We start from the raw sequence: 22,506 nt of genomic DNA, 5'->3' as shown, positions 1-22,506 counted from the left end.
GGTCGGGCCAAGACTTTAGCAGAGCCGCATGGCAGCGTCGGGGGCTCAGCCCCGGTATTCGTCCTTCAGCCGCACGTAGTGGTCGGCCGAGTAATGCAGCGCCTCGATTTCCTTGTCACTGAGCGTGCGTGCCGGTCGTGCAGGGTTGCCGACCCACAGCTCGCCTTCGCCCACCACCTTGCCGGGGCCGATCACCGCACCGGCGCCGACGAAGCCATGGCGCTCCACGCGGGCGCCATCGAGGATGCAGGCGCCCATGCCGATCAGGCTGTAATCGCCGATCGTGCAGGCATGGATGATGCAGCCGTGGCCAACGGTCACGCCTTCGCCGATCAGGGTCGGGTAGCCGGCCTTGTTGTACGGGCTGTGGTGGCTGACGTGGATGATGGTGCCGTCCTGCACGTTGGTGCGTGCACCGATGCGCACATGGTTGACGTCGCCGCGGATGACCGTGCCCGGCCATACCGACACGTCATCGGCCAGCTCCACGTCGCCGATGATGGTGCAGGCCGGATCGATGTACACGCGTTCGCCGAGGACGGGCATCTTGTCGCGGAAGGGGCGCAGCGGGTTCATCGAAGTCTCCGGAAATCAGGGCGTTCACGACGATGATACCTGCGTGGTCTGCACGCCGCGCGCGCACCGCAGGGTAGTGCCGGCCGCTGGCCGGCAACCTCAAGGTCATGTCTGGAGTTCTGCGGTTGCCGGCCAGCGGCCGGCACTACCCGCTACGGTTCGTAGCTGTAGCCGATGCTGTATGCGGAACAGCGGATCGCGCGCAGCATTGCAGTAGATCCACGCCATGCGTGGATGGCATCTATCGCGCTCGTGTTACGCCACGCGTCCCCGGCGTGCGCGCTCCAGGTGCACCAGCAGCAGCGAGATCGCTGCCGGGGTCATGCCCGGAATGCGCTGTGCCTGGCCGATGGTCTGCGGGCGTACGCGCTCCAGCTTCTGCAGCGCTTCGGCCGACAGCCCGCGCACGGTCGCGTAATCGAAGGCTTCAGCGATCGGCGTGGCTTCGTGCCGCTGCTGGCGCTCGATCTCCTCGCGCTGGCGGTCCAGGTAGCCGGCGTACTTCACGCCGATCTCCACCTGCTCGGCAACCTTGCCATCGGCCACCGCCGGGCCCAGCGAGGGCACCTGCATCAGCTTGGCGTAATCCAGCTCGGGGCGCTTGATCAGGTCCAGCACATTGGTCTCGCGACTGACCGCCACGCCCAGCGTCTCGTTCACTTCGCGGCCCAGTGCATTGGCCGGGGTTGCCCACAGCGCACCCAGGCGTGCGCGCTCGGCAGCGACGGCGGCCTGCTTGGTCTCGAACGCGCTCCAGCGGCGATCATCCACCAGGCCCATTTCGCGGCCGGTCGGGGTCAGGCGCTGGTCGGCATTGTCCTCGCGCAGCTGCAGGCGGTACTCGGCGCGGCTGGTGAACATGCGGTACGGCTCGTTGGTGCCGTGGGTGATCAGGTCATCCACCAGCACGCCCAGGTAGGCCTCGTCGCGACGCGGGCACCAGCCGTCCAGCCCGCGCACCTGGCGTGCGGCGTTGAGGCCAGCCAGCAGGCCCTGCGCGGCGGCCTCTTCGTAGCCAGTGGTGCCGTTGATCTGGCCAGCGAAGAACAGGCCGTTGACCAGCTTGGTCTCCAGCGAGGCCTTCAGCCCGCGCGGGTCGAAGAAGTCGTACTCGATCGCGTAGCCGGGGCGGGTGATGTGTGCGTTCTCGAAGCCACGGATGCTGCGCACCATCTCCAGCTGCACGTCGAACGGCAGCGAGGTGGAGATGCCGTTGGGGTAGATCTCGACGATGCCCAGGCCTTCGGGTTCGACGAAGATCTGGTGGCTGGCCTTCTCGGCGAAGCGCACCACCTTGTCCTCGATGGACGGGCAGTAGCGCGGGCCGATGCCTTCGATCTGGCCGCTGTACAGCGGCGAACGGTGCAGCGCGTCGCGGATGATCTGATGGGTCTGTTCGGTGGTGTGGGTGATCCAGCAGCTGACCTGCTGCGGATGCTCGTCCACCGAGCCGAGGAAGGACATCACCGGCCGCGGCGAATCGCCGGGCTGCTCGTCCATCACGCTGTAGTCCAGCGAGCGGCCATCGATGCGCGGCGGCGTGCCGGTCTTCAGGCGGTCCACCTGGAACGGGCGCTCGCGCAGCCGCGCGGCCAGCGTGGTGGCCGGCGGGTCGCCCATGCGGCCGGCGGCGTACTGGGTCGGGCCGACATGGATCTTGCCGGCCAGGAAGGTGCCGGCGGTCAGCACCACGGCCTCGGCATCGAAGCGCAGCCCGGTCTGGGTGATGACCCCGCGCACGGCGTCGCCTTCGATGACCAGGTCGTCCACGGCGGCCTGGAACACGGTCAGGTTGACCTGGCCCTCGACGATGGCGCGGATCGCCATGCGGTACAGGTTGCGGTCGGCCTGGCAGCGGGTGGCGCGCACGGCCGGGCCCTTGGAGGCATTGAGCGTGCGCCACTGGATGCCGGCGCGGTCGGCGGCATGCGCCATCGCACCGCCCAGCGCGTCGATCTCCTTGACCAGGTGGCCCTTGCCGATGCCGCCGATGGCCGGGTTGCAGCTCATCGCACCCACCGTTTCGATGTTGTGGGTCAGCAGCAGGGTGCGCACGCCGGTGCGGGCCGCGGCCAGCGCGGCTTCGGTGCCGGCGTGGCCACCGCCGATGACGATGACGTCGTAACGATGGAAGGACGGGTTCATGGGGGGCTGTTCAGCTGGGGGCGGGCGCGGACCGGGGGCGGCGCCGGGGTGGCGATTTTAGCGCCATTCGGGGCCGGGACGTCGGTGCCGGCCGGCCGGCGTCGAAATCAACCCTAAAGTTGGCAGGATTTTTGCAGATAACCCAATAGCACCCATCGTGGCTGGCGCCGTAGGCGCCCGTGACCGGAATTGGAACAGGGGCCGGTACAGGCGCACGGTGGGGGAGCAGAGGGCCGGCAGTCGGGGGACTGTCCGGCCCTGTTTTTTTGCGGCTGTCGGGAAGGCGCCATCCACGCATGGCGTGGAGCTACTGACGCTGGGGCCCTCGCCGGTTGGCGACCCAACAAAACAAACGGCCCCGCATTGCGGGGCCGTCTGTTTTCAGAGGTGCCGACATCCGACAGGGCCGGAACAGGGGGGATCCAGATGTTCCTGTCGGATATCGACGTAGAGCTTTTTGCGGCGGCCCGTGTCGTTTTTGTCACTTTGTGACGCGGGCCGTCACTGTCCGCGTAGATTGCGGCTTAGACCGTGTGAAATGCAAGACGGTTCAGCGCTCAACTGTGCGCTGCGTCGCACGATCCATGTTGCGCCAGGGGGAACCGTTCATCCTCGGCGCACTCGGTGCCGGTGCCGGACGGGCCTGCGGCGGGGGCGCCGACGGCTGGGCGTTCGATTGCGGCGGGCGGCGCATGGAGTCCATGTTCCGCCACGGCGAACCCCCGTTGTACGACGGACGCGACGGCGGCGGCGGACGGTGCTCGCCGCCATTGCCCGGACGCGGCGGCGGGCGGTGGTTGTGCGGCGGACGGTAGATCGGGCGCGAGTAATACGGGTTGCCGTAGCCGCCGTAGTAGCCGCCATAGCCACCGTAGTAGGGGCCGTAGTTGTAGGGATAGCCGGCCGGGTAGCGGTATTCCACCGACGGCGCACCGTGGTAGTAGCTGCCGCTGCGGCCGCCGCCGACATAGTCGTAGGTGGTGCAGCCGGTCAGGGCCAGCAACAGGCCACCGGCAAGCATCAGGCGCATTTTCATGGTGGGTCCCCCCAGAGGACGGGTGTGCAGTCAGCTTCGGGCGCAAGCGTTGAATCGGCCCTTAATTCCGCCGGCCAGGATGAATGGAGGCGTAGGGCTGCATGCTGGCATGACCTGTGTCCCGGTCGCCAGCGCGGGGGCATACGTTAATCTTGCGTCATGAGCGATTCACTGTTGCCCCGCGCCGACGACGTCCTGCTTGCTGCCGCGAGGATCGCCCCGCATGCCAGCGTGACCCCGGTGCTGCGCTCGCACACGCTCGATGCGCTGGCCGGGGCACAGCTGGCGTTCAAGGCCGAGCACCTGCAGCGTGGTGGTGCGTTCAAGTTCCGCGGTGCCTGCAACGCGGTGTGGTCGCTGGAGGCTGATTCCGCCAGTGCCGGCGTGGTCACCCACTCCTCTGGCAATCACGGCGCCGCGCTGGCGCTGGCCGCACGTACCCGGGGCATTCCCTGTCACGTGGTGGTGCCGGAAGGTGCGGTGGCGGCCAAGCTGGCCAATATTGCGCGCCATGGCGCCACGCTCTGGCACTGCCCGCCGACCATTGCCGACCGTGAGGCCACCTGCGCCAAGGTGCAGGCCGACACCGGCGCGACCCTGGTGCATCCCTATACGAATCCGGCGGTGATGGCCGGGCAGGGCACCGCCGCCCTGGAACTGCTGCACAGCGACGGCCCGTTCGACGTGCTGGTGGTACCGGTGGGCGGCGGCGGCCTCGCCAGCGGCACTGCGCTGGCGCTGCAGCACGCCAGCCCGCAGACCCGTCTGGTGCTGGCCGAGCCGGCCGGTGCCGACGATACCGCGCGCTCGCTGGCCGCTGGCGAGCGCCAGGACGCGTTCACTCCGGACACGATCTGCGATGGCCTGCGTACCCTGATCGGCGCGCCCAATTTCGAACTGCTGCGCGCGGCCGGTGCCGAGGTGATCGTGGTCGATGACGCGGCGACGATGGCCGCGATGCGCCTGCTGTGGGAGGTGCTCAAGCAGGTGGTCGAGCCGTCCTCGGCCACCGTGCTGGCTGCGGTGCTGGCGCAGCCGCAACGTTTCGCCGGACTGCGCGTGGGCCTGGTGCTGTCCGGCGGCAACGTCGACCTGCCAGCGCTGCGCTGGGGGGCGCCGTGAGCCGCGACCGGCAGCGGCCTCGCACCGGCCTGCTGGGCTGGCTGTGGCGGCTGTTTGTCCTGCTGGTGATCTGGCTGCTGGGCGTGACTGCCTGGATCGTCTGGGTCGGCGAGCGTGACCAGGCCGCCAAGGCCGACGCCATCATCGTGCTGGGTGCGGCCGCCTATGACGCCAAGCCGTCACCGGTGTTCGAAGAGCGTATCCGGCATGGGCTGGACCTGTACGAGGCCCAGTACGCGCCGCTGCTGATCTTCACCGGCGGCTACGGTGGCACCGGTGCGCGTTTTTCCGAATCGCAGGTGGCGCGGCGTTATGCGCTGAAGCATGGTGTGCCGGACGATGCGATCCTGATCGAAACCGCCTCGCGCAATACCGTGCAGAACCTGGTTGAAGCCAAGCGGCTGATGGACCAGCGCGACCTGCACCGGGTGATCATCGTCAGCGATCCGCTGCACATGGCGCGCGCGCTGCGCCTGAGCAAGGCGCTGGGCATCGATGCGCTGGCCTCGTCCACGCCCAGCACGCGCTTCCGCAGCTTCCACACCAGCTGGCGCTTCCTGGTGCAGGAAATCTATTTCTTCCACCGCGACCTGGTGCGCCCGCCGCTGAGTTCGCCGGCCAATACCTGAGGCGGAAGCCTGCATTTGGGTGGGTGCCGACCTTGGTCGGCACACTGCTGGCGGCATCGCGATCTGATGGGGTGTGCCAACCAAGGTTGGCACCTACCGGAGCGATTCGCGTGCGGTGTGGATTGCGGTAGTGCCGGCCGCTGGCCGGCAGATGCCCACCATGGAATCGCGAGGTTGCCAGCCAGTGGCCGGCACTACCGGACGATCAGGTCTGCTTGCGCCGGATCGGAATTGCCGACACCGGCACCGAGGCCACGTCATGCCCGCCTTCGCGGATCGGTGTGCCCGGGTCCGGTGCCCAGGCGTGCGCATAGATCACTTCCCAGCTGCTGGGCAGCTTGCCGTCGGCACGACGCATCGGTTCATACGCCGCTGCCGCAGCGGCGAAACGGCCACGCCCGGTCAGCGTGTGGCGACGGTCGACGCGGGCATTGGTCGCGCCCATCGCGCGCAGTTCGCGCATCAGTGACGGCAGGTCGTCGTAGGTCAGGGTGAACAGGTCGCGGTCCAGCACCGGGTCGCGGAAGCCGGCCATCATCAGCGCATCGCCGAACTGCGCGATCTGCGCGAAGCGGCTCACGTGCGGGCGGTCATCGGCAGCGGCGAATGCTTCGTTGAGCTCGACCAGCGTTTCCGGGCCGAAAGTGGAACACACCAGCAGGCCACCTGGCTTGAGCACACGGCGGAACCCGGCAAACACCGCCGGCAGGTCGTCCACCCACTGCAGGCACAGGTTGCTGAAGATCACGTCCACGCTGTTGTCGGCCAGCGGCAGCGCGGCGGCATCACCGCACAGGCGCTGGAACGGCTTCCACCAGCCGGCCTGGCGCTTGGCCTGGTCCAGCATCGGCAGCGCCACGTCCAGCGCGATCACCTGCGCCTTCGGCCAGCGCTTCTTCATCAACGCGCTGGCATGGCCGGTGCCGGCACCAATGTCCAGCACTACCTCGGGCTTGCGTGCCTCCAGGTAGTCCAGCGATTCGATCAGCCGCGACTGCACTTCGCGCTGCAGGGCGGCGGCGGCGTCGTAGCTGTTGGCGGCACGGGCGAACGCGCGGCGGACGTGGCGGGCATCGAAGTGGGACGGCATTGCGAAAGTCTCTTAGAACGTACCAGGGTAGGCGCCGCCGTCGATCAGCAGGTTCTGCCCCGTGAGGTAACCGGCCTGTGCACTGCACAGGAAGGCGCAGGCGGCGCCGAATTCGTCGGGTTTGCCGAAGCGGCCGGCGGGGATCTGCTGGCGGCGGCGTTCGGCCACTTCGTCGGCGTCGCCGTCCTTGCCCGCACTGTGGGCGAAGTTGGCGCGCAGGCGGTCGGTGTCGAACTGGCCGGGCAGCAGGTTGTTGATCGTGACGTTGTGGGCCACGGTGCGGCGCGACAGGCCGGCGACGAAACCGGTCAGGCCACTGCGCGCGCCGTTGGACAGCGCCAGGATATCGATCGGGGCTTTCACCGCCGACGAGGTGATGTTGACGATACGGCCGAAGCCGCGCTCGATCATCGCGTCGACGGTGGCGCGGATCAGCGCGATCGGCGCCAGCATGTTGGCGTCCAGCGCGGCAATCCAGTCGTCGCGCTCGAAGGTGCGGAAATCACCGGGCGGCGGGCCACCGGCGTTGTTGACCAGGATGTCCACCTGCGGGCACGCGGCCAGCGCGGCGGCACGGCCGGCTTCGGTGGTGACGTCGGCGACAATCGCGCGCACCTCGGCGGCACCGGCCAGCGCGCGCAGCTCTTCAGCGGCGGCCTGCAGGGCGGCTTCACCGCGGGCCACGATCACCACGTTGACGCCTTCACGCACCAGCGCACGCGCGCAGCCCAGGCCCAGCCCCTTGCTTGCGCCGCAGACCAGTGCCCAGCGGCCATTGATACCCAGATCCATGCGTCAATCCCGAGGAATGAGGAAGGCGCTCATTGTCCGCCATCGGCCGGTGACAGGCCGGCAACGAAGTGTTGCAGGGCGGCGGCGACCTCGTCGGCATGGCCGAGGAAGGGCGCATGGCCGCCGTGGGCGATGGTCAGCGCCTGCGCACCCGGGGCCAGTGCCGCGGCGGCCTGCATTGCCGCCGGTGAGACCAACCGGTCGCGTTGGCCGGCGATCCACAGGCTGGGTTTGCCCAGCGTCGGCAGTGCGCCGCGCAGATCGGTGCTTTCCAGCAGGCGCAGGCCCTCCAGCAGCGCGCGTTCGGTGGGTGCACCGCGCTCGACCAAGCGCTGGCGCAGGGTGCGCAGCTCTTCGCGGGCGTGCGCTGAGCCCATCACGTCCAGGGCGAGGAAGCGTTCCAGGGTGCCGGCGAAATCGGTGGCCAGCTCACGCCCGAACTGCTCGAACACGGCCGGTTCCACCGCGTGCGGCCAATCTTCGCCACGTACGAAGCGCGGTGTGGCGGCGATCATCGCCAGCCCACGCACCTTCGGCAGCGTCGCTGCCGCGTGCAGCGCGAACAATCCGCCCAGCGACCAGCCGCACCACACCGCCGGTGGCGTCGCCGCCGCAATCGCGTTGACCACGAACGGCAGGCGCAGCGGCGTGGTGTCGTCGCGGCTGTGGCCATGCCCGGGAAGGTCGACCAGGTGCAGGGTGAACTGGTCTGCCAAGCGCTGCACCAGCGGTGCGAACACGCCGCCCTGCAGGGCCCAGCCGTGGATCAGAACCAGGTCCGGCCCGCGGCCGGTGACTTCAATATGCATGGGGAACTACACGGAACTCAGGCAAAAGCGGGTAGCGGCGGTGGCGCGGCTTCACGCACGGCCAGGGCCACGCGGTCGCGCGCGCTGGCGATGACCTCGACCAGGCCGCGCACCTGTTCCGGCGTATGCAGTGCGGACAGGGTGACGCGCAAGCGTGCCTTGCCTTCCGGCACCGTCGGTGGGCGGATTGCGCCGACCAGCCAGCCGGCCTGTTCCAGCGTCGTGGACATCGCAACGGCGGTATGGTCATCGCCGCACAGCAGCGGCTGGATCGGCGTTTCCGAAGCCATCAGGTCCAGCCCATGGCGACGCGCTTCGCTGCGGAACAGCGCGATCAGGTCGGTCAGCTTGGTGCGGCGCCAGTGGTCGCGACGCGCCAGGCGCACTGCTTCAAGCGCCGCAGCGGCCATCGCCGGTGGCACGGCGGTGGTGTAGATGTACGGGCGCGCGGTTTCGGCCAGATGCTCGATCAGGTTGTCACGGCCCAGCACCAGTGCACCGGAACCGCCCAGTGCCTTGCTCAGCGTGACCAGTTGCAGCGGTACGTCGTCCACGCCCAGCCCGGCGGCGGCCACGGCACCACGGCCATCACCGACCACGCCCACGCCGTGCGCGTCATCGACGTAGAACAGCGCCTGCTGCAGGCGTGCCACAAGCGACAATGCACGCAGCGGTGCGATGTCGCCATCCATGCTGAAGACACCATCGGTGGCCAGCATCGCCGCGCCATTGGGCGCGTGCTTGAGCTGACGCATCGCGCCTTCCGCATCCAGATGTGGATAGCGGCGCAGGCGTGCACCGGCCAACCGCGTCGCATCGAGCAGGCTGGCGTGGTTGAGCTTGTCCTGTACGCAGACATCGTTCTCTTCGCTCAGCAATGCCTGCTGCACCGCCAGGTTGGCGGCGAAGCCACTGCCGAACAGCAGCGCACGCGGATAGCCCAGCCACTCGGCCACTTCGCGTTCAAGTGCCTCGTGCAGGGCGTGGTGGCCGCAGACCAGGTGCGAGGCACCGGCGCCAGCGCCTTCGCGTGCGGCGGCGTCCTGCAACGCGTTGACCACGCTGAACTGCTGGGCCAGGCCCAGGTAATCATTGCTGCAGAAGCCGGTCAGCCACTGGCCGTCCACTTCCAGGCGCACGCCATCACGACGGCTGACCGTGCGTCGCGTGCGGCGACGGCCTTGGGCATCGCGCAGGGCGCGCTGGGCGTGGAGGCGGGCGGTCAGGTCGGGGCGGGCCATGGTGGCTGAATGCGTCGACGGGGCGGCTAGGGTAGCGCGTTGCCGCGGCGCCTGCTTGCGGCCCGTCTCAGGCCGCGTGAGCGCAGCCACAGCCGGGCGTATCGGCACTGATATCGGCGTGCACGGTGCCGCCGTGGTCGTGGCCCTCGGCATCCACCTGCACCGCCATCGGTTGCAGGCCCAAGCGTGCGAACAAGGCCAGGTCGCGTTCGCTTTCCGGGTTGCCCGTGGTCAACAGCTTGTCGCCATAGAAGATCGAATTGGCACCGGCCAGGAAACACAGCGCCTGCAGTTCGTCGCTCATCGCCTCGCGCCCGGCGGACAACCGCACCATCGAGCGCGGCATGGCGATGCGCGCCACCGCGATCATGCGCACGAACTCGAACGGATCCAGCTCGGCACTGCCATGCAGCGGCGTGCCCGCCACCTGCACCAGCTTGTTGATCGGCACCGAATCGGGATGTGCCGGCAGCGTGGCCAGCGCCAGCAGCAGGCCGACGCGCTGCGCGCGCGTCTCGCCCATGCCGACGATGCCGCCGCAGCAGGTCTTCAGACCGGCATCGCGCACGTGCTCCAACGTGTCCAGGCGGTCCTGGTACTGGCGCGTGTGGATGATCGAATCGTAGTAGTCCGGCGCGGTATCGAGGTTGTGGTTGTAGTAGTCCAGGCCGGCGTCCTTCAGCGCACGTGCCTGTTCGCCACTGAGCATGCCCAGCGTGGCACAGGTCTCAAGGCCCAGTGCCTTCACCCCGGCGATCATTGCCGCCACCTTCGGAATGTCGCGGTCCTTCGGCGAACGCCACGCGGCACCCATGCAGAAGCGCGACGCGCCGGCGGCCTTGGCCTGGCGTGCCTTGGCCAGCACCGCATCGGTCTCCATCAGCTTCTGCGCGTTCACCCCGGTGCTGTAGCGCTGCGCCTGCGGGCAGTACGCGCAGTCTTCCGGGCAGCCGCCGGTCTTCACCGACAGCAGCGTGGAGACCTGCACCTGCGAGGGGTCGAAATGCTCGCGATGGACCGCTGCGGCGCGGAACAGCAGCTCGGGGAACGGCAGATCGAACAGCGCCTGCAGTTCGTCGTGTTGCCAGTCGTGGCGGATGGCAGCAGCCATGGCGGGACCTTGGGTACGAGTGGAGCGAGGGCGGCAGTGTGGGTGGGGGCGTTCAGGCTGTCAACTGCAATGTATTGAAAATTGTTTACGGTGCGGTGGTGGCCCGCTTCACCGACTAGCCGGTGACGCAACAACAGGCCGGCACGTGCTGCCGGGACACGCGTTGAAGCTGATCCGGAAAGAGGCGGTGCGCGGGGCCCTGGAGATACACTCAGGCGTGCACATTCAATCGGGCGCGTTGCAATGGACCCTCTCGACAGCTGGTTGCCCATCACCCGCGAAGAACTGGAAGCCCTGATCGCGCGGCAATTGCAGGACTGCTCACCGGGGCATCGAGCCATCTTCGAGTCTCTGCGTGTGCCATTGCGCGCAATGCCACTGCACAGGCTGCGTACCATCGAGTCGGTGTGGGTGGTCGCACATCTACCTGACGGGTTGCTGTACTACGAGGACGTCGAGGAAGGGTTCGAGGTGGGGGCGCCCGGCGAGGATGGTGTACTGCCGGACCGGGGTTGTTCCCAGCTTGCGCTGACCCACGTTCTCCATCGTTTGGCGATCTGAACATCGGGCGTGGCAGATCGTTGCATCTGTCCGGGTTTCGGGTGCGTTTCCGGCAGTACCAGTGCATTTCACCGCATCCTGCAAGGCCTTCAGCCACAGTAGCCGCTGTCCGCCTTCCCCCGCAGCGTCCAGACTGCCCCGCATGACCGATCTTCACCGCCTCCGCGGCCGCATCACCGCGCTGGTTCTCAGCGAGGCCTGGCGTCGCCGTGCCGCGCTCTGGGGCGGCGCCGTGGCCGTGGCGCTGGTGGCCATCCTGTTCGCCAAGGCCAGCGACGCGGCCTTCCATCTGTTCCAGCGCATCACCGCGCACTCGCCGTGGTGGGCCCTGCTGCTTACGCCCGGCATCTTCGCGCTGCTGGCCTGGCTCACTTCCGGTGTGCTGAAACCCACGCGGGGCAGCGGTATTCCGCAGGTCATCGCTGCGTTGGACAAGCCCGATGAGCCGTTCCGGAAGGTCAATCTTTCGCCTGCGGTCTCGGCGGGCAAGCTGCTGCTGACCTCGTTGTCGCTGCTCGGCGGCGCGTCGGTCGGGCGCGAAGGGCCCACCGTGCATGTGGGTGCCAGCCTGATGTACCTGTTCGGCCGCTGGTTCGGCTTCAAGGATCCACGCGAGCTCTCGCACTTCCTGCTGGCCGGTGGTGCAGCGGGTATCGCGGCGGCGTTCAACACGCCGTTGGCCGGTATCGTCTTTGCCATCGAGGAGCTCAGCGGCCGTTTCGAACATCGCTTCTCCGGCACCCTGCTGACCGCGGTGATCGTCGGTGGCGTGGTGTCGCTGGGCCTGCTGGGCAACTACACCTACTTCGGCCATGTGAGCGCACGCCTGCCGCTGGGCCAGGGCTGGCTGGCGATCCTGCTGTGCGGCGTGGTGGCGGGCTTGCTGGGAGGCCTGTTCGCGCGTGCGGTGCTGGCCAGTGCGGCGGGCCGCCCGCGCTGGCTGGGCCAGCTGCGCCAGCGGCATCCGGTTCTGTTGGCCGCAGGCTGCGGCCTGGTGGTGGTACTGCTCGCCCTGCTCTTCGGTGAAGGCGCGTTCGGCACCGGCTACGAGCAGGCGCGCAGTCTGGTGCAGGGGCAGGCGATGGTCGGTCACGAGTTCGGGTTGATGAAGCTGCTGGCGAATCTGGCGTCCTACGTGGCGGGCATCCCCGGTGGCCTGTTCTCGCCGGCGCTGGCGGTCGGTGCCGGCCTTGGGCACAACCTCGCGGTGCTGATGCCGGGTGTGGATCCGCGTGCGTTTGTGCTGTTGGGCATGTGTGCCTATCTGACCGGCGTCACCCAGGCACCACTGACCTCGGCGGTGATCTCGCTGGAGCTGACCGACAGTGGTGATCTGCTGCTGCCGATCCTGGCCACGGTGCTGATCGCGCGCGGCGTGTCCGGGTTGGTGTGTCGCGTGCCGATCTATCGCGGGCTGGCGGAGGTGTTGATGATGCCCGCCGTCGTGCCACACTCGCCTTCCAGCGGAAAGGATTTCACGAAGTGAGTTACACCATCGCCCCTGAACAGGTCATCGATTACCCGCCCGAGCGCTTGCGCGAGTTCCATGGCAGCGTGGTCGAGTACATCGACAACCGGGTGTTCATGCTGGATCCGGGGCAACTGGTCGGCGAACCTGCCGCGCAGGCCTACCGGGAGATCGCAGCCGGGATGTTCACCGCGCTGGGCTGGCAGGGAGATGGCCGCATCGAGCTGTTGTGGCTGCCCGCCTTCGTTTTCCCGCTGTCCGAGCACATGGCGGATGTCGGTGTTGGCGTCTGGCATGTCAAGCAGGACGAAGACGGCATCTCCTACCTGTTGTCGCCGGTGCCGATGCCGTTCGAGGCACTGCACAACACGCCACACTGGAAGGAGGTCCGCCAGGCGGCACACCGCAGGCGCGGTGCACTGGGCCGAGCGGTGGATGAAGTCCTGCACTATGTATGGGATCCAATAGGCATCCAGGCCAATCCGGACTGCCGTGGCGAGTACGCCGCCTACGCAGATCGCATCGAGTCCCAGCTGCTGCGCGGTGCAGGCGAACAGGAACTGTGTGCGGCCCTTGCCGGCATGGCGCGCAATGAGATGGGCGTCAATCCGGATGAGCGCAGGACCCAGCGCGCCGCCGCCGCCCTGGTGTCCTGGCGGGCATCCCTGCGTGACTGACCCGATGAGACGGCCGACAGCACTGCGTCCGCTTTCCTGACCGTCCGGTGTGGTTGCCGGTGATGGTTCCGGCATCGCTGCGCGGGCAGGTTGGGGTATGCCTCTTGCCTACCTCCCTCTACCGGCGGATTGGCCCGCAGTGCTGCTTCGCGTTCTGCTGCCACTGCGTTGCCTGGTCTGCAACGACCCGGGCCACGATGATCTTGACCTGTGCCGCGCCTGCCTTGCCGAGCTGCCGTGGGCCGGCCGCGCCTGCCTGCGCTGCGCATTGCCGCTGCCCGACAACGCCCTGATCGTCTGCGGCAGCTGCCGCGAGGAAGCGCCACCGCATGCCGCTACCCATGCCAGCCTGTTGTACCTGCCGCCGGTCGACCAGCTGCTGGTGCGCTACAAGTTCCATCAGGATCTCGCCGCCGGTCGCCTGCTGGCGCAGTTGATGCAGCGCGCACCGCCGCCGTGGTCATGCCTACCGCTGGTGCCGGTACCGCTGCACCGGCGCCGCCTGCGCCAGCGCGGCTACAACCAGGCCGCAGAACTGTGCCGCCTGCTGCCGATGCCGGTCTGGCAGGGGCTGTACCGGCGGCGGCATACCGCGCCGCAGTCTGAGCGTACGGCCGAACAGCGCAGGGAAAACCTGTTCGATGCGTTCGATGTACGTGGTCCGGTGCCGCCGCGACTGACAGTGGTGGACGATGTGATGACCACCGGCAGCACGGTGATGGAGGTTGCGGAGACGCTGCGGTGGGTGGGAGCGGACGAGGTGCGGGTATGGGTCTGCGCGCGGGCGCCGTGATCGCCCTCTTCATCACCAGGGGCTAGGATGAGCCCGGTTCCGGATCGAAGGAGTGGCCATGAATTCCCCCTTGTCTCCCCTGTTGTCGGCGGTTGGGCGCAGCTGGTGGATCCTGCTGCTGTATGGGCTGGTTGCGCTGGGTTTCGGCATCGTCGCCATCGGCTGGCCGCTCTCTGCAGCCATGGCATTGGCATGGACGCTGGGTGTGATGGCCATCGTTGAAGGTGTCATCAGCCTGTTCGCACTGGTCAGCGGCGGCAGCGGTGCCTCGCGTGGCTGGCTGGCGCTGTATGCCATCGCCTCGCTGGGTTTCGGCATCCTGGCGGTGATCAATCCGCTGGCCACCGCCAGCGTGCTGGTGCTGTTCCTGGCAGCGTGGCTGCTGGTGGCCGGCATCTATCGCATCGTGTTCGCGATCCGCGTGCGCAAGCAGATCCAGGGCGAGTGGCTGCTGATCCTCAGTGGCGTGCTGGCGGTGGTGCTGGGCGTGCTGTTCGCGGCCAACCCGTATGCGGGCGTTGCGGTGACCACGCTGTGGATCGGCATCGGCAGCCTGCTGTACGGGCTGTTGCAGGTGCTGGTGGCGTTCAAGCTGCGGAAGCTGAAGTGAGGGCTGCGCTTCCCCTGTTGCTGGGCATGGCGTTGACCCTGACCGGATGCATGCCGGGCGCTACGCCCGGTGCGTTGGCAGGCAAGGAGCATGCGCCACGCCCCGGCGTGGATGTGCGCCTGAGTGTGGTCGATGCGGCGGGCAAGGGTGCGCCGGCGCAGTGGCAGGGCGAGACCCTGGCCCTGCGCGAGCCGCCGATTGCCGGCAGTGCCGACATTGCCGATGTGCGCTATGTGCTGGATGAAGGCAAACAGCCGGGCCTGCAGATCCGCTATCGGCCGGAGGCACATCAACGCATCCACGATGGCACCGCGGCCCTGGTGGGCCAGCGCGCGGCGCTCAGCGTGGATGGCCGCGTGCTGATGGTGGCGACGTTGCAGGGGCCGTTCGGCGAATCAATGATGCTGAGCGGGTTGTCCAGCATTGCCGAAGCGCGGGAGCTGGCGAAGCACATCACTGGCGAATGACGGGCGCGCCATGAACCCGCGCTGCGCGCGGAGGTCGACCCAGGTCGACCGCTACCGGGCGAACCGTGCTTCGATCTCTTCCAGCGACTTGCCCTTGGTCTCCGGCAGCCAGAACGCGGCCACCAGGAAGAACACGAAGGTGCAGGCCGCCCAGAACACGAACATGCTGGCGTAGCCATAGTGGCCCACCGTGGGCAGGAAGATCGCGGCGATAGTGGTGGACACGAACTGGTTGATCAGCAGCGCGATGCTCATGCCGTTGGAGCGGATGCGGTTCGGCATCAGCTCGGACAGCGCGAGCCACACGCAGACGCCGGGCCCGACCGCGAAGAACGCGACGAACACCAGGATGCAGGCGGCCACTGCCCAGCCGTGTGCCGGTGGCGGCACCGGGCCGATGCGTGCCTGCTCGATGCGCAGCGGTGCCTGCGCGGCCTTGGCCGGGTCGGCGAACGGGTTCAGGTGCAGTTTGCGGAAGAACGCGCCGATCACGCTGTCCGGCTGCACGGTGCCGGCACGCTCGATGCGCAGCTCGCGGTCGGTCAGGTTGTCGCTGCGCAGGGCGCGCACATTGGTGAAGTCGCCGTAGGCATACGACACGGTCAGCTGCAGCGGCCGGCCTTCGCTGTCAATGCCAGCGCCGAGACGCTGCCATTGCGCGTCATCCAGCACCAGCTGCAGGCCATCGCCGCTGACCGCCGCCTGCAGCTGCGGCTGCACGTCGGTGCGACCGCGCTCAGCCTGGAAGAACAGCGTGGCCGCGGCCAGCAGGGCCACGCAGATGCCGCCACTGCCGAGCATCAGCAGGAACTTGCGGCCCTTGCGGTCGACCAGCAGCAGCGCGACCACGGTCATCACCGCATTGAGCAGCTTGATCGCCACGTCGGCGCCATTGGCCACCGAGCCGGACAGGCCAGCCTGGTTGAGGATGTTCACCGCGTAGGCCAGCACCGAGTTGATGCCGGTGGCCTGGGTGCAGGCCAGCACTACGCAGGCGAGCAGGAACGGCACCACGTAGCGGCGGCTGAGCAGCGGGTCGCGCTTGCCGCTGCCGCTGCTCGATTCCGGTGCCTGGATCTGTGCGAGCGTCGGCTCGACCTCCGAAGCCGGCAGCACGCGCTGCAGGCTGCGGCGCGCGTCATCGATGCGGCCGCGACGCACCAGCCAGCGCGGCGATTCGGACAGCCAGAAGATGCCAGCGCAGAACAGCAGGCCCGGCGCCAGGCAGGTCCAGAAGATGGTGCGCCAGGCGTGGTCCTTCACCGTGAACAGCTCCTGCGCCTGCTGCGCGACCGGCAGTGAGCGCACGGCTTCGGCGGCGGCATCCACGGCGTGGGCGTGGTACAGGCCGATCAGGGCAGCCAGCACCAGGCCAACGGTCAGCAGCAGCTGGAACATGGCCGCGCCGCGCCCGCGTCGCTCGGGGCTGAGCACTTCGGCCAGGTACAGCGGAATCACCACGCCGATCAGGCCGCCACTGATGCCCTGCAGCAGCCGGCCGAGCAGCAGGGGCGTGTAGCCGGATGCCAGTGCCATGATCGGGATCGAGGCAGTGAACAGCAGGCCGGCCAGCAGCATCGCACCGCGGCGGCCGATCAGGTCGGCGACCATGCCGGCGAACAGCGAGGACAGCACGCTGCCCAGCAGCACTGCCGCGACGACGAAGCCGAGCTGCTGGCTGCTGAGCTGCCAGGCGTGGCTGGCAGTCGCTTCAAGATAGGGCAGGGCGCCGGCGATGATGCCGATGTCGATGCCGTACAGCAGGCCACCCAGGCCGCCGATGAAGAGCAGGTAGCGTACGGGCCAGCGCGGAGCGGTGCTTGCAGTCATCGGCATATCCCAGGAGGCGTTTCGGTGCGGATTGCCTTCGTAGAGTCGAGCTTGCTCGACTGACCGCGCGGGGCGCGGCAGAGCAGTCGAGCAAGCTCGACTCTACAAAGGCGGTGCGTCAGGTATTTCCGGCGTTCAAATCGACCACGCGCCCACCAACCACCACCTGCTGCAGGCGCAGTTCGGCGTCCAGCACCACCAGGTCGGCGCGGGCGTCGGGCGCGATGCGGCCGCGATCGCCCAGGCCCAAGTAATCGGCCGGGAAGGTGGAAACACGTTGCGAGGCATCGGCCAGCTCCAGGCCCACACGCACCAGGTTGCGCAGCGCCTGGTCCATGGTCAGTGCACTACCTGCCAGCGAACCGGTAGCGAGGCGCACGCAGCCGCCACACTTGTGCACGCGCTGCTCGCCCAACGCGTACTCGCCGTCGGGCATGCCGGTGGCGGCAGTGGCGTCGGTCACCGCGTACAGGCGTGGGATCGCGCGCGCGGCCAGCCGGATCACGCCGGGGTGGATGTGCTGCAGGTCGGGAATGATCTCGGCGTACTGTGCATGTGCCAGCGCCGCTGCGGCGATGCCCGGGCGATAGTGATCGACGCCGGTCATGCCATTGAACAGGTGGGTGAAGCCGGAGGCGCCGGCCTGCAGCGCGGCCACGCCTTCCTCGTAGGTGCCGGCGCTGTGGCCAAGCTGCACGCGGATGCCCATCGCCGAAAGCGCAGGTATCAGCGCGGTGTGCTCGCCGATTTCCGGGGCCAGCGTCATCACCCGGATCGGAGCGAGTGCATGCAGCTGCTGCACCAATGCCAGCGTCGCCTCGATCGTGCGGTTCGGCTGCGCGCCCAGCCGTTGCGGGCTGATGAACGGGCCTTCCAGATGCACGCCGGCAATGCAGGCGGCGTCGGCATCGGGTGCCGCCATGGTAGCGGCCACACCCTGCAGCGCGCGCTCGATCTCGTCCAGCCCGGCGGTCATGGTGGTCGCCAGCAGCGTGGTGGTGCCGAAGCGCAGATGGGTGCGGGCGATGGTGCGTGCCACGTCGCCGCCCTGCATCAGGTCCACGCCGGCCGCGCCATGCACATGCAGGTCAATGAAGCCGGGCAGGATCACCGGCAACTGCAGGTCGTCGGCACCGCTGTGGTCATCCACCTGAAGCTGGCGCACCTGCGAATCGAAGTGGACGTGGCCACGCCGCCAACCCAGCGGGGTGAGGATGCGGCCATGCAGGGTGCGGGTGTCGGTCATGCGGTGGGCTCGGCGATGATCACTTCGATGCCCAGCCGCTGCAGCCCTTCGCGGGTTGCATCGTCGATGCCGGCGTCGGTGATGATGGCGTGGATCTGATCCAGCAGGGCGATGCGGTGCAGGCTGACGCGGCCGAACTTGGAGGCGTCGGTCAGCACCACGATGCGGCGCGCGCGCTCGACCATGCGGTGGTTGAGGCGGGCTTCGGCCTCGTCGTGGGTGGTCAGGCCGAACTGCAGGTCCAGGCCGTCCACGCCCAGGAACAGGGTGTCGAAGCTGTACGAATTGAGACTGGCCTCGGCCTGGCTGCCCTGCAGCGACAGCGACTGCTGGCGCAGCAGGCCGCCGGTCAGCAGCACGGTGATGCCTGCGGCATTGGCCAGTTCCCAGGCGATGTTCAGGCCGTTGGTCATCACCGTCACGTCGCGATGCGCGCGCAGGTGGCGGGCCAGGGTCATCGTGGTCGAGCCGGAGTCGATGATGATGTTATCGCCGGGTTGCACCAGGCGCGCGGCGCGCGCACCGATCGATTCCTTCAGCGGCAGGTTCAGTGCGTCCTTCTCGTGGATGTCCTGTTCCTGCGGCGGCGTGCGCACCAGGGTGGCACCGCCGTGGGTACGGGTGGCCAGGCCCTGCGACTCGAAGTGGGTCAGATCGGCACGGATGGTCACCGCCGACACGCCAAAGCGCTCGACCAGATCGGCCACCTGCACCGAGCCGTGCTCGATCAGCAGCTGCAGGATCTGTTGCCGGCGGGAGCGGGTGTTGCGCATGGCCATTCTCAGTTTCGCGGGAAAAGGTAGAGATTAGCCGTTCGCAGCAACGGCGGCAGCCGAACCTGCGCTCTGCACGCGGGCTCCGGCCTCGTTGGCGCTGCAGGCGCGGGCGTATTCGCCAAGGCACAGGCCGATGCGGTGCTGCACCAGGGCGGTGGGGGTGTTGGCCAGGCTGCCCTCGCGCACGGCGCGGTACTGCTCCGGCAGGTACTGGCTGAGCAGTACCAGCGGCGGCGCGTGCTGCTCCAGGTTGGCGAACAGGGTCTGCACCGCCTGCACCAGCGCCGGCTCGCCCCAGTAGTAGCGGCAGCGGTCGCTGAAGGAATAGCTGCGCAGCAGGCGCAGCGCGGCCTCATCGCCCTGGTAGTAGGACTGCCAGTACTTCGGCTGCGCCACCATCACCTCGTCCAGCACCTGCGGCAGGCGCGAGCACTGCGCGGCCGGCAGCAGCTCGGCTTCGATCGCGGCCAGCGCGAACAGCGCTTCGCGATAGGCGAAGGTGGCGGCCGGGCCGACCTTGAGGATGGCGAAGTGGTCGCGTACCAGCGCGTGCAGGCCGCTTTCGCGCTGGTAGTCGGTGGAATGCGCTTCGAACACGATGCGCGGCTGCTGTTCGAGGAAGCCGGCCAGCGTGCTGGCGGCGGCCGGGTCGTATTCGTGCACGCTGCTGTGGTCGAAGTCCACACCCGGCTGCACCACCATCGCGATCACGCGCTGCCACGCATCGCGCAGCTGCGGCGTGTCGAACGCCTGCTGGTGGATGGCCAGGGTCTGCGCGGCGGCGGCCGGCGTGGTCACCTGCAGGCCTTCGGCCAGCGAGGCTTCGCCACCGGGAATCGGCACTTCGGTACCGATCACGTAGACCGGCGGCGGCAGGCCGTGTTCGGCGGCGGTGCGTTCGGCGATCTCGGCCAGCTCGGCCGAGCGCGCGGCAACGATGGCATCGGGCAGCGGCACCGGATCATCGGCGCAGGACATGCTGCAGTCGAGGTGGATCTTGTGGAAACCGGCGGCGACGTAGGCTTCGATCAGCACGCGCGCGTGGGTCATCGCTTCGGCGGCCGGGCGCTTCTGCCAGGCATTCGGGCCGAGATGGTCACCGCCCAGGATCAGCCGTTCGCGCGGGAAGCCTTCCTCATCGGCCAGCGTGCCCACGTAATCGCGGTACTGCGGTGGGGTCATGCCGGTGTAGCCGCCGAACTGGTCGACCTGGTTGGAGGTGGCCTCGATCAGCAGCACGGTGCCGTGTGCCAGCGCCACGTGCATGGCCGCGCGCAGCACCTGCTCGTTGCTGCAGCAGACGCTGTACAGGCCGACGTTGGCGCCAGCGCGGTGGGAGGCAAGCAGGGTCTGCAACGGGGACATGGTCAGGCTCCGGACATCAGGAAAACGAGGGTTGGCAGGCGAGCAGGGCAGCACCACGTGCGCCGCCGGCATCGCCAAAGCGTGGCGGCACGATCGGTGGCACCTGCACGCCCTTGAACAGATGGGCGGCGATGGCGGCGGGCAGGTGCGCGTACAGCGGCGCGTACTGCGAGAGACCACCGCCGAGCACGATCACGTGCGGGTCCAGCGCCAGCACCAACGCAGCCAGGCTGTGGCCGAGCAGGTCGCGATGGATGTCCAGCGCCTTGCGTGCGCGGGCATCGCCGGCTTCGGCCAATGCAATCACCGCGCTGGCATCTGCGGCGCTGCCACCGAGGTGGCGTTCGATCATCGCCACGCCGCTGCCGGACACATAGCGCTCCACGCAGCCCTGCAGGCCACAGGCGCAGTCGATCAGCGGCAGGCCGTGGCGCTGCAGCAGATGACCGGGCACGCTCCAGTGGCCCCATTCGCCGGCCAGCCCGTTGAAGCCGGACAGCAGGCGGCCGTGCAGGCAGAAACCACCACCCGCGCCGGTGCCGAGGATGGCGCCGAACATGCTCGGATAGCCGTCGGCCGCACCGCCGTGTGCTTCAGACAGGGCAAAGCACTGCAGGTCATTGCCGAAATGCAGCGGACGTTGCAGGCGTGCCTGCAGGTCGGCGGCCACGCTGTGGCCGGTCAACGCAGGCACGTTCGCGCTGAGCTGGCGGCCGCTGCGGCGGTCGCGCACGCCGGGTAGAGCGATGCCGATCGCCGCATCACTACGGCCCAGCGCGGCATCGGCCTCGGCGACCAGGGTCACCACCGCCTGCAGGAAACCGTCGTAGTCGCCCTGCGGCGTGGCCACGCGGCGGCGCCAGGTGACCTGCATCGCCGCATCGCACGCCACCAGCTCGATCTTGGTGCCGCCGATGTCGATGCCGTAGCAGGCGTGGGCGATCAGCTCAGCCATGGTGGATGGTGACGCCCTTGACCACGCGGTTGACGGTGCCATCCGGGAACGGATTGTCCGGGGTCAGGCCGAGTGCGGCCGAGCGCTGCAGCGCGAACAGCTGCGCAAAGCCCAGCCACACCGGCGCCAGCCACGGATCGTCCAGTGCCGGCACGGTGAGGGTGTAGTCGTCGTCCGCACCGATGTCCGAATGCGGGCCGATCGCCAGTACCTGGCCGGCCACGCCATCGCGGCGCAGTTCTTCCAGCAGGTCCTGTTCGTAGCGGCGCGCCAACGGCTGCACGCTGCGCAGCACCACCACCAGGGTGTTGCCATCCAGCGTCGACTTCGGCCCATGACGGAAGCCCAGCGGCGTATTGGCCAGCGCCAGCACGCGGCCGGCGGTCAGTTCCAGCACCTTCAGCGCACACTCGCGTGCCAGCGCTTCCAGCGGGCCGCTGCCGAGGTAGATGATGCGGTTGAACGGGCGCTGTGCCAGCGCGGCCACCGGTGCATCCCACTGTGCCTGGCCTTCGCGGGCCAGCGCGGCGATCTGCTTCAGGCGCGCCACGCGCGCATCCCACGGCGAGCGGTCGAACACGGTCAGTGCCGCCAGCAGCATGCAGGTCAGGCTGCTGGTCATGGCGAAGGCACGGTCACAGCTGGCCGAGGGCATCAGCAGAGTGCAGGTATCGGCACGGCCGGCGCCACGACGGGCCAGTTCGCCATCGGCATTGCAGGTGATGTCGAGGAAGCGCGCGTCATCCACGTCGCTGCGCACGCGGTCCACCGCCGCCACGCTTTCCGGGCTGGAGCCGCTGCGGCCGAACGAGACCAGCAGGGTCGGGCGCTCGCGCTGCAGGTACAGCGCCGGGTGGGTCAGCAGGCTGGTGGTATGCACCACGCGCACCTCGGCCGGCCATTGCGCGTTGATTGCATCGGCCACCATTTCGGCGATGAAGCCGGAGCTGCCGGCGCCGGTGAACAGCACGCGCTGGTTGGGATCGTTGAGGCTGTCGCCGAGGAAGGCCAGCAGGCGGTCGCGGGCACGCGACAGGTCCTGCGCGAGGGCTTCCCACAGCGCAGGCTGCTGGGCGATTTCGATAGCGGTATCGGCTCCGCCAAGGCGCTGCCAGGCGGACACATCGGAAAGCAGGGTGACGTCCATTCGGAGGTTCCAGTTGGGCCAGCGCACCATCTGTGTTTTCTTTCGAAATGTCAAATAGCG

The 22,506-nt window shown here is 68.4% G+C and carries 22 protein-coding genes; 8 read left to right on the top strand and 14 right to left on the bottom strand.

Going from position 1 to position 22,506, the window contains the following annotated elements:
• Positions 1-45 precede the first annotated feature (45 nt).
• From MG068_RS19945 to MG068_RS19930, 3 genes are all read right to left on the bottom strand, one after another.
• The gene (locus MG068_RS19945; RefSeq protein WP_032129113.1) at positions 46-576 is read right to left on the bottom strand and encodes a gamma carbonic anhydrase family protein; all 531 of its coding nucleotides are present in this window, start codon (positions 574-576) and stop codon (positions 46-48) included.
• Positions 577-831: 255 nt separating this feature from the next.
• Positions 832-2,721: a tRNA uridine-5-carboxymethylaminomethyl(34) synthesis enzyme MnmG gene (gene mnmG, locus MG068_RS19940; protein WP_132810979.1), complete on the bottom strand. Its 1,890-nt coding sequence runs from the start codon at positions 2,719-2,721 to the stop codon at positions 832-834.
• A gap of 550 nt (positions 2,722-3,271) precedes the next feature.
• On the bottom strand, positions 3,272-3,757 hold the full coding sequence (locus MG068_RS19930) for a hypothetical protein (protein ID WP_019337023.1): 486 nt from the start codon (positions 3,755-3,757) through the stop codon (positions 3,272-3,274).
• 159 nt (positions 3,758-3,916) lie between these two features.
• On the opposite strand from MG068_RS19930, the gene MG068_RS19925 reads away from it, so the two are divergent.
• Together MG068_RS19925 and MG068_RS19920 are read left to right on the top strand one after the other, a co-directional pair.
• Positions 3,917-4,879: a pyridoxal-phosphate dependent enzyme gene (locus MG068_RS19925; RefSeq protein WP_049400864.1), complete on the top strand. Its 963-nt coding sequence runs from the start codon at positions 3,917-3,919 to the stop codon at positions 4,877-4,879.
• Positions 4,864-5,508, top strand: a complete 645-nt coding sequence (locus tag MG068_RS19920) for a YdcF family protein (RefSeq protein WP_071228615.1) — start codon at positions 4,864-4,866, stop codon at positions 5,506-5,508. Before MG068_RS19925 ends, MG068_RS19920 begins: the two co-directional genes overlap by 16 nt.
• Positions 5,509-5,713: 205 nt before the next feature.
• On the opposite strand, the gene bioC is transcribed toward MG068_RS19920, so the two are convergent.
• The 5 genes from bioC to bioB all read right to left on the bottom strand — a co-directional run bounded on the left by bioC (position 5,714) and on the right by bioB (position 10,551).
• Entirely contained in the window at positions 5,714-6,598 is an 885-nt protein-coding gene (bioC, locus tag MG068_RS19915) for a malonyl-ACP O-methyltransferase BioC (protein ID WP_132810978.1), read from the bottom strand.
• A gap of 12 nt (positions 6,599-6,610) precedes the next feature.
• Positions 6,611-7,390, bottom strand: a complete 780-nt coding sequence (locus MG068_RS19910; RefSeq protein ID WP_132810977.1) for an SDR family oxidoreductase — start codon at positions 7,388-7,390, stop codon at positions 6,611-6,613.
• A gap of 29 nt (positions 7,391-7,419) precedes the next feature.
• Positions 7,420-8,199 carry a pimeloyl-ACP methyl ester esterase BioH gene (gene bioH / locus MG068_RS19905; protein WP_132810976.1) on the bottom strand — a complete coding sequence of 260 codons (780 nt, stop codon included), beginning with the start codon at positions 8,197-8,199 and terminating at the stop codon, positions 7,420-7,422.
• 17 nt (positions 8,200-8,216) lie between these two features.
• Positions 8,217-9,440: an 8-amino-7-oxononanoate synthase gene (bioF, locus tag MG068_RS19900; RefSeq protein WP_132810975.1), complete on the bottom strand. Its 1,224-nt coding sequence runs from the start codon at positions 9,438-9,440 to the stop codon at positions 8,217-8,219.
• A gap of 67 nt (positions 9,441-9,507) precedes the next feature.
• Positions 9,508-10,551, bottom strand: coding sequence for a biotin synthase BioB (gene bioB, locus MG068_RS19895; protein ID WP_049412416.1), 1,044 nt, complete (start codon positions 10,549-10,551; stop codon positions 9,508-9,510).
• 243 nt (positions 10,552-10,794) lie between these two features.
• Here bioB and MG068_RS19890 point away from each other — a divergent pair, with 243 nt between their 5' ends.
• From MG068_RS19890 to MG068_RS19865, 6 genes are all read left to right on the top strand, one after another.
• Positions 10,795-11,112, top strand: a complete 318-nt coding sequence (locus MG068_RS19890) for a hypothetical protein (RefSeq protein WP_049400858.1) — start codon at positions 10,795-10,797, stop codon at positions 11,110-11,112.
• A 142-nt stretch (positions 11,113-11,254) separates the two neighbouring features.
• The gene (locus tag MG068_RS19885; protein WP_132810974.1) at positions 11,255-12,598 is read left to right on the top strand and encodes a chloride channel protein; all 1,344 of its coding nucleotides are present in this window, start codon (positions 11,255-11,257) and stop codon (positions 12,596-12,598) included.
• A complete protein-coding gene (locus MG068_RS19880) occupies positions 12,595-13,257 on the top strand; it encodes a hypothetical protein (protein ID WP_071228532.1) in 663 nt (220 codons plus the stop codon). The genes MG068_RS19885 and MG068_RS19880 overlap by 4 nt, the downstream gene beginning before the upstream one ends.
• Before the next feature lie 97 nt (positions 13,258-13,354).
• A complete protein-coding gene (locus MG068_RS19875) occupies positions 13,355-14,050 on the top strand; it encodes a ComFC family protein (RefSeq protein WP_071228531.1) in 696 nt (231 codons plus the stop codon).
• A gap of 58 nt (positions 14,051-14,108) precedes the next feature.
• Positions 14,109-14,660, top strand: a complete 552-nt coding sequence (locus tag MG068_RS19870; RefSeq protein ID WP_049461697.1) for an HdeD family acid-resistance protein — start codon at positions 14,109-14,111, stop codon at positions 14,658-14,660.
• Positions 14,657-15,127, top strand: a complete 471-nt coding sequence (locus MG068_RS19865) for a SecDF P1 head subdomain-containing protein (protein ID WP_071228530.1) — start codon at positions 14,657-14,659, stop codon at positions 15,125-15,127. The genes MG068_RS19870 and MG068_RS19865 overlap by 4 nt, the downstream gene beginning before the upstream one ends.
• Before the next feature lie 51 nt (positions 15,128-15,178).
• Here MG068_RS19865 and MG068_RS19860 read toward each other — a convergent pair whose 3' ends face one another.
• The 6 genes from MG068_RS19860 to MG068_RS19835 form a co-directional block, all read right to left on the bottom strand.
• Positions 15,179-16,957, bottom strand: coding sequence for an MFS transporter (locus tag MG068_RS19860; RefSeq protein WP_032127188.1), 1,779 nt, complete (start codon positions 16,955-16,957; stop codon positions 15,179-15,181).
• A 118-nt stretch (positions 16,958-17,075) separates the two neighbouring features.
• Entirely contained in the window at positions 17,076-18,203 is a 1,128-nt protein-coding gene (gene nagA, locus MG068_RS19855; protein WP_132810973.1) for an N-acetylglucosamine-6-phosphate deacetylase, read from the bottom strand.
• The gene (locus MG068_RS19850; protein ID WP_071227660.1) at positions 18,200-18,976 is read right to left on the bottom strand and encodes a DeoR family transcriptional regulator; all 777 of its coding nucleotides are present in this window, start codon (positions 18,974-18,976) and stop codon (positions 18,200-18,202) included. Before MG068_RS19850 ends, nagA begins: the two co-directional genes overlap by 4 nt.
• 33 nt (positions 18,977-19,009) lie before the next feature.
• Positions 19,010-20,344 carry a D-tagatose-bisphosphate aldolase, class II, non-catalytic subunit gene (locus MG068_RS19845; protein WP_132810972.1) on the bottom strand — a complete coding sequence of 445 codons (1,335 nt, stop codon included), beginning with the start codon at positions 20,342-20,344 and terminating at the stop codon, positions 19,010-19,012.
• Between the two features lie 16 nt (positions 20,345-20,360).
• A complete protein-coding gene (locus MG068_RS19840) occupies positions 20,361-21,299 on the bottom strand; it encodes an ROK family protein (RefSeq protein ID WP_132810971.1) in 939 nt (312 codons plus the stop codon).
• Positions 21,292-22,446 carry an SIS domain-containing protein gene (locus tag MG068_RS19835; protein ID WP_132810970.1) on the bottom strand — a complete coding sequence of 385 codons (1,155 nt, stop codon included), beginning with the start codon at positions 22,444-22,446 and terminating at the stop codon, positions 21,292-21,294. The genes MG068_RS19840 and MG068_RS19835 overlap by 8 nt, the downstream gene beginning before the upstream one ends.
• Positions 22,447-22,506: the final 60 nt, after the last annotated feature.

It is taken from the genome of Stenotrophomonas sp. ASS1, from assembly GCF_004346925.1.
Lineage (GTDB): Bacteria > Pseudomonadota > Gammaproteobacteria > Xanthomonadales > Xanthomonadaceae > Stenotrophomonas > Stenotrophomonas maltophilia_A.
The sequence above is the reverse complement of the archived record's forward strand: the minus strand, read 5'-3'. Positions and strand labels throughout refer to the sequence as shown.

Bases quoted from the DNA above. Each gene is read 5' to 3' on its own strand.
- bioF (WP_132810975.1), bottom strand. From the start codon at position 9,440: ATGGCCCGCCCCGACCTGACCGCCCGCCTCCACGCCCAGCGCGCCCTG.
- bioC (WP_132810978.1), bottom strand. From the start codon at position 6,598: ATGCCGTCCCACTTCGATGCCCGCCACGTCCGCCGCGCGTTCGCCCGT.
- MG068_RS19845 (WP_132810972.1), bottom strand. From the start codon at position 20,344: ATGTCCCCGTTGCAGACCCTGCTTGCCTCCCACCGCGCTGGCGCCAAC.
- mnmG (WP_132810979.1), bottom strand. From the start codon at position 2,721: ATGAACCCGTCCTTCCATCGTTACGACGTCATCGTCATCGGCGGTGGC.
- MG068_RS19870 (WP_049461697.1), top strand. From the start codon at position 14,109: ATGAATTCCCCCTTGTCTCCCCTGTTGTCGGCGGTTGGGCGCAGCTGG.
- bioH (WP_132810976.1), bottom strand. From the start codon at position 8,199: ATGCATATTGAAGTCACCGGCCGCGGGCCGGACCTGGTTCTGATCCAC.
- MG068_RS19945 (WP_032129113.1), bottom strand. From the start codon at position 576: ATGAACCCGCTGCGCCCCTTCCGCGACAAGATGCCCGTCCTCGGCGAA.
- MG068_RS19850 (WP_071227660.1), bottom strand. From the start codon at position 18,976: ATGCGCAACACCCGCTCCCGCCGGCAACAGATCCTGCAGCTGCTGATC.
- MG068_RS19860 (WP_032127188.1), bottom strand. From the start codon at position 16,957: ATGACTGCAAGCACCGCTCCGCGCTGGCCCGTACGCTACCTGCTCTTC.
- MG068_RS19910 (WP_132810977.1), bottom strand. From the start codon at position 7,390: ATGGATCTGGGTATCAATGGCCGCTGGGCACTGGTCTGCGGCGCAAGC.
- MG068_RS19925 (WP_049400864.1), top strand. From the start codon at position 3,917: ATGAGCGATTCACTGTTGCCCCGCGCCGACGACGTCCTGCTTGCTGCC.
- nagA (WP_132810973.1), bottom strand. From the start codon at position 18,203: ATGACCGACACCCGCACCCTGCATGGCCGCATCCTCACCCCGCTGGGT.
- MG068_RS19875 (WP_071228531.1), top strand. From the start codon at position 13,355: ATGCCTCTTGCCTACCTCCCTCTACCGGCGGATTGGCCCGCAGTGCTG.
- MG068_RS19840 (WP_132810971.1), bottom strand. From the start codon at position 21,299: ATGGCTGAGCTGATCGCCCACGCCTGCTACGGCATCGACATCGGCGGC.
- MG068_RS19930 (WP_019337023.1), bottom strand. From the start codon at position 3,757: ATGAAAATGCGCCTGATGCTTGCCGGTGGCCTGTTGCTGGCCCTGACC.
- MG068_RS19835 (WP_132810970.1), bottom strand. From the start codon at position 22,446: ATGGACGTCACCCTGCTTTCCGATGTGTCCGCCTGGCAGCGCCTTGGC.
- MG068_RS19890 (WP_049400858.1), top strand. From the start codon at position 10,795: ATGGACCCTCTCGACAGCTGGTTGCCCATCACCCGCGAAGAACTGGAA.
- MG068_RS19885 (WP_132810974.1), top strand. From the start codon at position 11,255: ATGACCGATCTTCACCGCCTCCGCGGCCGCATCACCGCGCTGGTTCTC.
- bioB (WP_049412416.1), bottom strand. From the start codon at position 10,551: ATGGCTGCTGCCATCCGCCACGACTGGCAACACGACGAACTGCAGGCG.